4 protein-coding genes are annotated in these 5873 nt (G+C 73.8%); 1 reads left to right on the forward strand and 3 read right to left on the reverse strand.

Annotation, left to right across the window (positions count from 1 at the left end):
• Positions 1-132: 132 nt before the first annotated feature.
• Positions 133-1128 (reverse strand): agmatinase, encoded by a 996-nt coding sequence (speB, locus tag ACFW9D_RS12140; protein ID WP_384620787.1) that lies wholly within the window; start codon positions 1126-1128, stop codon positions 133-135.
• A gap of 47 nt (positions 1129-1175) precedes the next feature.
• Positions 1176-2642 carry a sodium:solute symporter gene (locus ACFW9D_RS12145; protein WP_384620790.1) on the reverse strand — a complete coding sequence of 489 codons (1467 nt, stop codon included), beginning with the start codon at positions 2640-2642 and terminating at the stop codon, positions 1176-1178.
• Positions 2643-2857: 215 nt separating this feature from the next.
• Between ACFW9D_RS12145 and ACFW9D_RS12150 the strand changes: the two genes are divergently transcribed.
• Positions 2858-4264, forward strand: a complete 1407-nt coding sequence (locus ACFW9D_RS12150; protein WP_384620792.1) for a helix-turn-helix domain-containing protein — start codon at positions 2858-2860, stop codon at positions 4262-4264.
• Between the two features lie 28 nt (positions 4265-4292).
• Here the strand turns inward: ACFW9D_RS12150 and ACFW9D_RS12155 are convergent, their stop codons facing one another.
• A complete protein-coding gene (locus ACFW9D_RS12155) occupies positions 4293-5765 on the reverse strand; it encodes a carboxylesterase/lipase family protein (protein ID WP_384620795.1) in 1473 nt (490 codons plus the stop codon).
• Positions 5766-5873: the final 108 nt, after the last annotated feature.

Below are 5873 nucleotides of genomic sequence, written 5' to 3' on the forward strand. Positions count from 1 at the left end.
GCCTCTATCGGGGAAATGCGGCGCGCAGCGCCTGCATTTCAGGGGCGCGGGGAACTGCGCGACCAGCCACGACGCACCCGCAGCCGCGACACGACCGGGCCCCCTACGGCGAAGAGGCCGGCCGGTCCATTGTCACTCGCCGCGAGCGGACGCGATCTGCCGGGACATGATCGTCGTCAGCTCGTACGCGGTGTGCGAGGCGGCGACGGCGGTGATCTCGGCGTGGTCGTAGGCCGGGGCGACCTCGACGACGTCGGCGGAGACCAGGTTGCAGGAGGAGAGGCCGCGCAGGATCTCCAGGAGCTCGCGGGAGGTCATGCCGCCGGCCTCGGGGGTGCCGGTGCCGGGGGCGTGGGCCGGGTCGAGGCAGTCGATGTCGATGGAGATGTACAGCGGGCGGTCGCCGATGCGCTGGCGCAGCTGGTCGGCGACCTCGTCGGCGCCGCGGCGGTAGACGTCCGCCGAGGTGACGATGCCGAAGCCGAGCTTCTCGTCGTCGGTGAGGTCCTGCTTGCCGTAGAGCGGGCCGCGGGTGCCGACGTGGGAGAGCGCGGAGGTGTCGAGGATGCCCTCCTCGACGGCGCGGCGGAACGGCGTGCCGTGCGTGTACTCGGCGCCGAAGTACGTGTCCCAGGTGTCGAGGTGCGCGTCGAAGTGGAGCAGCGCGACCGGGCCGTGCTTCTTGGCGACCGAGCGCAGCAGCGGCAGCGCGATGGTGTGGTCGCCGCCGAGGGTCATCATGCGGGCGCCGGAGCCGAGCAGGTCGTCGGCGGCGGCCTCGATGCTCTCGACGGCCTCGTTGATGTTGAACGGGTTGGCCGCGATGTCACCGGCGTCGGCGACCTGGGCGAGCGCGAAGGGGGACGCGTCCTGCGCCGGGTTGTAGGGGCGCAGGAGGCGGGAGGCCTCGCGGATGGCGTTGCCGCCGAAGCGGGCGCCGGGCCGGTAGGAGACGCCGGTGTCGAAGGGGACGCCGACGACGGCGACGTCGGCGGTGCCGACCTCGTCGAGGCGGGGCAGGCGGGCGAACGTGGCCGGGCCCGCGTACCGCGGGATACGGGAGGAGTCGACCGGGCCGACGGCGCCGGTGGGGCCGTTGGGAACGCGGGGCGTCTCGTTGCTGTTCATGGCGCGCATGCCTTCTTTCGAACGCGGGTCAGCGGTGTGCGGAGGGGTTACTGGGACACGGCCACGGAGGCCGCCTCCGGGGTCTCGCCGCCGCGGCCGGCGAGCCGGTCGCGCCAGTTGGCGAGGACGGCGGCGTCCGTGGCCTTGGTGGCCAGGGAGACGACCACGTAGGTGACGAGGGACGCGGCCAGGCCGTAGTAGACGGCCTCGTTGGCGAGGATGCCGTAGTGCCACATCAGGCCGATGACGGCGAGACCGCCGACGGCGATGGAGGCGAGGGCGCCCTCGGCGGTGCCGCGCTTCCACAGCAGGCCGCCGAGGATGGGCACGAGGAGGCCGCCGACGAGCAGGTTGTAGGCGACGGTGAGGGCCTCGACGACGTTGTTCAGGGCGATCGCGGTGACGATCGTGGCGGCGCCCATGACGAGGATGAAGAGGCGGTTGCCCTTGACCTCGTCGTGGCCGTCACCGCTGTCGGCGGGCAGCCCGCGCAGCCGCTTCCAGATGTCGTTGTTGGCGACGGTGGCGCAGGCGATGAGGGCGCCGGACGAGGTCGACATGACGGCGGCGAGCGCGGCGGCCAGGACCAGGCCGCGGACGCCGACGGGCAGCTCGTCCTTGACGATGCGGGCGAAGGCCTCGTCGGCGGTGCCGAGCCCGGTCGGGTACATGACCTTGGCCGCGGTGCCGATGACGGCGCCGCCGATCGCGTAGGCGAGGCAGTAGACGCCGGAGACGGTGCCGCCCCAGCGGGCGACCTTGTCGGTGCGGGCGGTGAAGACGCGCTGCCAGATGTCCTGGCCGATGAGCATGCCGAACGTGTAGATCAGCACGTACGTGAAGATCGTCTCGCCGCCGATGCCCAGCGGGTCGAAGTACGAGGTGGGCAGCGCTTCCTTCATCTCGCTGAAGCCGCCCGCCTTCACGACGGCGACCGGCAGCAGGATGATCAGCACGCCGATGGTCTTCACGACGAACTGCACCATGTCGGTGATCGTGATGGACCACATGCCGCCGAGCGTCGAGTACGCGACGACGATGGTGCCGCCGATGACGATCGCCAGGGTGCGCGGCACGTCGAAGAGGACGTCGAAGATCGTGGCGTACGCGATGGTCGAGGTGACCGCGAGCATCAGCGTGTACGCCCACATGACGATGCCGGAGATCAGTCCGGCCCGGCCTCCGTAGCGCAGGTCGAGCATCTCGGAGACGGTGTAGACCTTCAGGCGGGCGATGCGCGCCGAGAAGAACAGCGACAGGGCGAGGATGCCGAGGCCGATGGTGAAGACCATCCAGGCGCCGGACAGGCCGTACTGGTAGCCGAGGCCGACGCCGCCGATGGTGGAGGCGCCGCCGAGGACGATGGCGGCCATCGTGCCGGAGTACATGGCGGGGCCGAGCCTGCGGCCCGCGACCAGGAAGTCGCTCTTGGACTTGGCGCGGCGCATGCCCCACCAGCCCATGGCCAGCATTCCGGCCAGATAGGCGACGATCACGATGTAGTCGACGGCCATGGACGACCTCCTTTGCACACCTCGGTGGCGTGTCGTGCTGGGTTGGTCCGGCTTCACAGGCCCCTGAGAGAGGGAGCCCTCGGCAGCGGGGACATCCGCCCGTACCCGCACCCACCGGTCATTGCCTCATGAATGTAAGTGGCCGAAAAGGAACACTGAAGTGTAAGTTTCATCTACTTCATCCGATGCGAGTAGAGGAATCATCCACCGTGCCGGTGCCCGCTCCCCCCACCTCGGGCGTTCCGCTCGCCGCGCTGCTCGCCCGCGCCGACCTGGGGCTTCGCCAGATCGCGGGGCCCGACGCCGCCGATGTCCTGGTGCACGGCGCGCACACCTCGGAGCTGCCCGATCCGCGGCCGTACCTGCTCGGCGGTGAGCTGCTTCTCACAGCCGGAGTGCAGGCCGGCGAGGACACCTTCGACTCGTCCACGAGCTTCGACACGTACGCGGCGCGGGTCGTCGCCGGCGGGGCCGTCGCCCTGGGCTTCGGTGTCGCACCGGTCCACGACACGGTGCCGCCCGGGCTGGTCGCGGCGTGCGACGCGCACGGGCTGCCGCTGGTGGAGGTTCCGCCGGACATCACGTTCAGCGGGATCGCGCGGGCCGTGTGGGAGCTGATGGCGCAGGCCCGGCACGCCGAACTGCGCCGGGTCACCGAGGCGCAGCAGGCGCTGGCCTCCGCGGCCGCGCGGCCCGATCCCGTGCGGGCGGTGCTCGGCCGGCTCGCCCAGCGGACCGGGGGCTACGCGGTGGCCGTCACCGCGGACGGAGCGGAACTGGAGAGCGCCGGGCCGCGGCCGCCCGGTCGGGCCGCCGCCGCGCTGTCCGCCCTCACCGACGTGGTGCGGCCGCGCACCAGCCGACTGCTGCCCGCGCCCGCGTCCGCCGCGGACACCGTCGGGGAGCTGCACCTCTCGGCGTACGCGCTGAGCGGGGGCGGGGCGCTCGGACTCGCGTCGCCCTCGCGCGCGTCCGGCGACCACACGATCGCCGGGGCCGCCGTCGTGCTCCTCTCCCTCCTCGCGGGGGCGCACCGCTCGGCCGACGACACGCAGCGCACGGCCGCGCTCGTGGGGCTGCTGCTGGGGGCGGAGCGGGACGGCACCGCGGCGGGGCTGCTCGGCCCGGGCCGCTGGAAGGTCGTGCACGCCTGGGCGAACGGGGCGTCCTCGCCCGCACCGGACCTGGCGACACCGCTGGTCGCGACGGACGGCTCCCTGACCCGCGCGCTCGTCCCGGCCGACCAGGACATCTCCCCCTGCGAAGGCTGCGCGCTGGGTGTCAGCGCGGCCGTGTCACCGGGCGACCTCCCCCTCGCCGACGCGCAGGCGGCGAGTGCGCTGGCCCGCGCCCGGGCGACCCGCTCCCCCCTCGCCCACCACCGCCCCGACGGGGCCGCGCCCCCCGCCCTGGCCCCGCTCCTCCCCCACCCCGCGCTCCTGGAGACCCTGCGCACGTGGCTCTCCGTGCACGGCAGCTGGGAGAACACGGCGGTGACCCTCGACGTCCACCGCAACACGGTCCGCCAGCGCGTGTCCCGCTGCGCGGACCTCCTGAACGCGGACCTGAACGACCCGGACGTCCGCATGGAACTGTGGTTCGCGCTGCGGCATCTGCCCTAGGCCCCGCGCCGAATGGCGGTCAGTGGGGTCAGTCCTTCGTCAGGTGCTCCGGCCCGCCCCAGATCGCGCGGAGGCGGTGCAGGGGGTCGGACTCGGTGCGCGGCGCCGCGTCCCAGATGCGGGTCTCGCGCCGTTCCGGGGTGTACGCGGGCCAGTCGGCGCCGGGGTCGAGGTCGCGGACGAACGCCGTCCAGGCGGCGTGCACGGCGTCGGCGACGTGCTGGGGCGGCTGGTCGCCGAGGGCTGGGGTGACGCCTTCGGCGTCCAGGAGGTCGAAGGCGAAGGGCAGGTCCACGCAGTGGTGGGCCAGGCCGGTGAGGCCGGGTGCGGTGGAGCCCAGGCGGAACTCGTAGAGCCAGGTGGGCCGGGCACGCCGGGCGCGGGCCTCGGCGACCGCGAGACCGGGCGCCCGGAAGACGACGTCGGTCAGCGCCTGGCTCTGCAGCTCGCCGGGGGTGCCGCCGTCGTAGGTCTCGGTGAAGGCGCGGACGGCCGTCTCGTCGAGGCCGAGTGCGGCGAAGGTGGCGTGCAGGGTCTCGGTGGTGGCGCCGGGCTGGGGGGCGGCGTTGAATTCGTGGGCGGTGAAGCCGAGCATCAGGGGGATGTCGGCTCCCGCGTCCCCCGTGGTCAGCGCGTCGGGCACGGGCTCGGGGACCAGGAGGCCGTCGGCGAAGGGGGCCAGGGCGAGCATGGGGGTGCCGGGGGCGGTCGCCGCGTCCTGGAGGTCGAGGAGTTCGGCGTCGGAGAGCTTCTCCAGGGCCGCCGCGGTCACGGGGGCGCCGGTGTGCTCGGCGAGCCGCCGCGTGACGGCCTCCGCGGTCTCCCGGTCCTGGGGCCGCATCACGGCGCCGGACGCCGAGATCGCGGCGCGGAACAGGCCACGGGCCGCCGGGGTGGCGAGGAGGGTCTGCACGGCGCCGCCGCCGGCCGACTGGCCGGCGATCGTCACCTGGCCCGGATCGCCGCCGAAGGACGCGATGTTCCGCTGGACCCATTCGAGGGCGGCGATCCAGTCCAGTACGCCCCGGTTGTCGGGGGCGTCGGGCAGGTGCAGGAAGCCCTCGATGCCGAGCCTGTAGCCGATGGAGACGAGGACGACGCCGTCCCGGTTGAACGCGTCGCCGTCGTACCAGGGGCTGGCCGCGCTTCCGGCGAGGAAGCCGCCGCCGTGGATCCACACCAGGACCGGGCGGGACGCGTCCGGCGCGGGGTCGGGCGTGAAGACGTTGAGGTTGAGCGTGCCCTCGCCCGGGATGCTCGGCTCGGGGATGGTGGTGACCTCGAACAGCCGGCGGCGCTGCGCGGTGGGCCCGTACGCGGTGGCGTCACGCAGCCGCGTCCAGGGCTCGGGCGGCACGGGCGCGGCGAAGCGCAGCGGGCCGACGGGCGGCTGGGCGTAGGGGATGCCGAGGAAGCGCGTGCCGTGGGTGCGGCGCTCGCCCCTGACGGGGCCGGTGTGGGTGTGGACGACGGGCTGGGACGACGTGGCGATCGTGGTCATGGGCTGTTCTCCGGGCGGTCGTGGGGGTGTGGCGCCGGGGGCGGGCGGCGCATGGCGGTGGGGCGGGGGGGGGGCGGGCCGCGGGGCGCGGGGGGGGGGGGCGGGCGG

Source organism: Streptomyces sp. NPDC059524 (assembly GCF_042749255.1).
Classification (GTDB): Bacteria; Actinomycetota; Actinomycetes; order Streptomycetales; family Streptomycetaceae; genus Streptomyces; species Streptomyces xanthii.

What these genes read in the sequence shown, in the direction of transcription:
- speB (WP_384620787.1), bottom strand. Translation starts at nt 1,128, where the DNA reads ATGAACAGCAACGAGACGCCCCGCGTTCCCAACGGCCCCACCGGCGCC.
- ACFW9D_RS12145 (WP_384620790.1), bottom strand. Translation starts at nt 2,642, where the DNA reads ATGGCCGTCGACTACATCGTGATCGTCGCCTATCTGGCCGGAATGCTG.
- ACFW9D_RS12155 (WP_384620795.1), bottom strand. Translation starts at nt 5,765, where the DNA reads ATGACCACGATCGCCACGTCGTCCCAGCCCGTCGTCCACACCCACACC.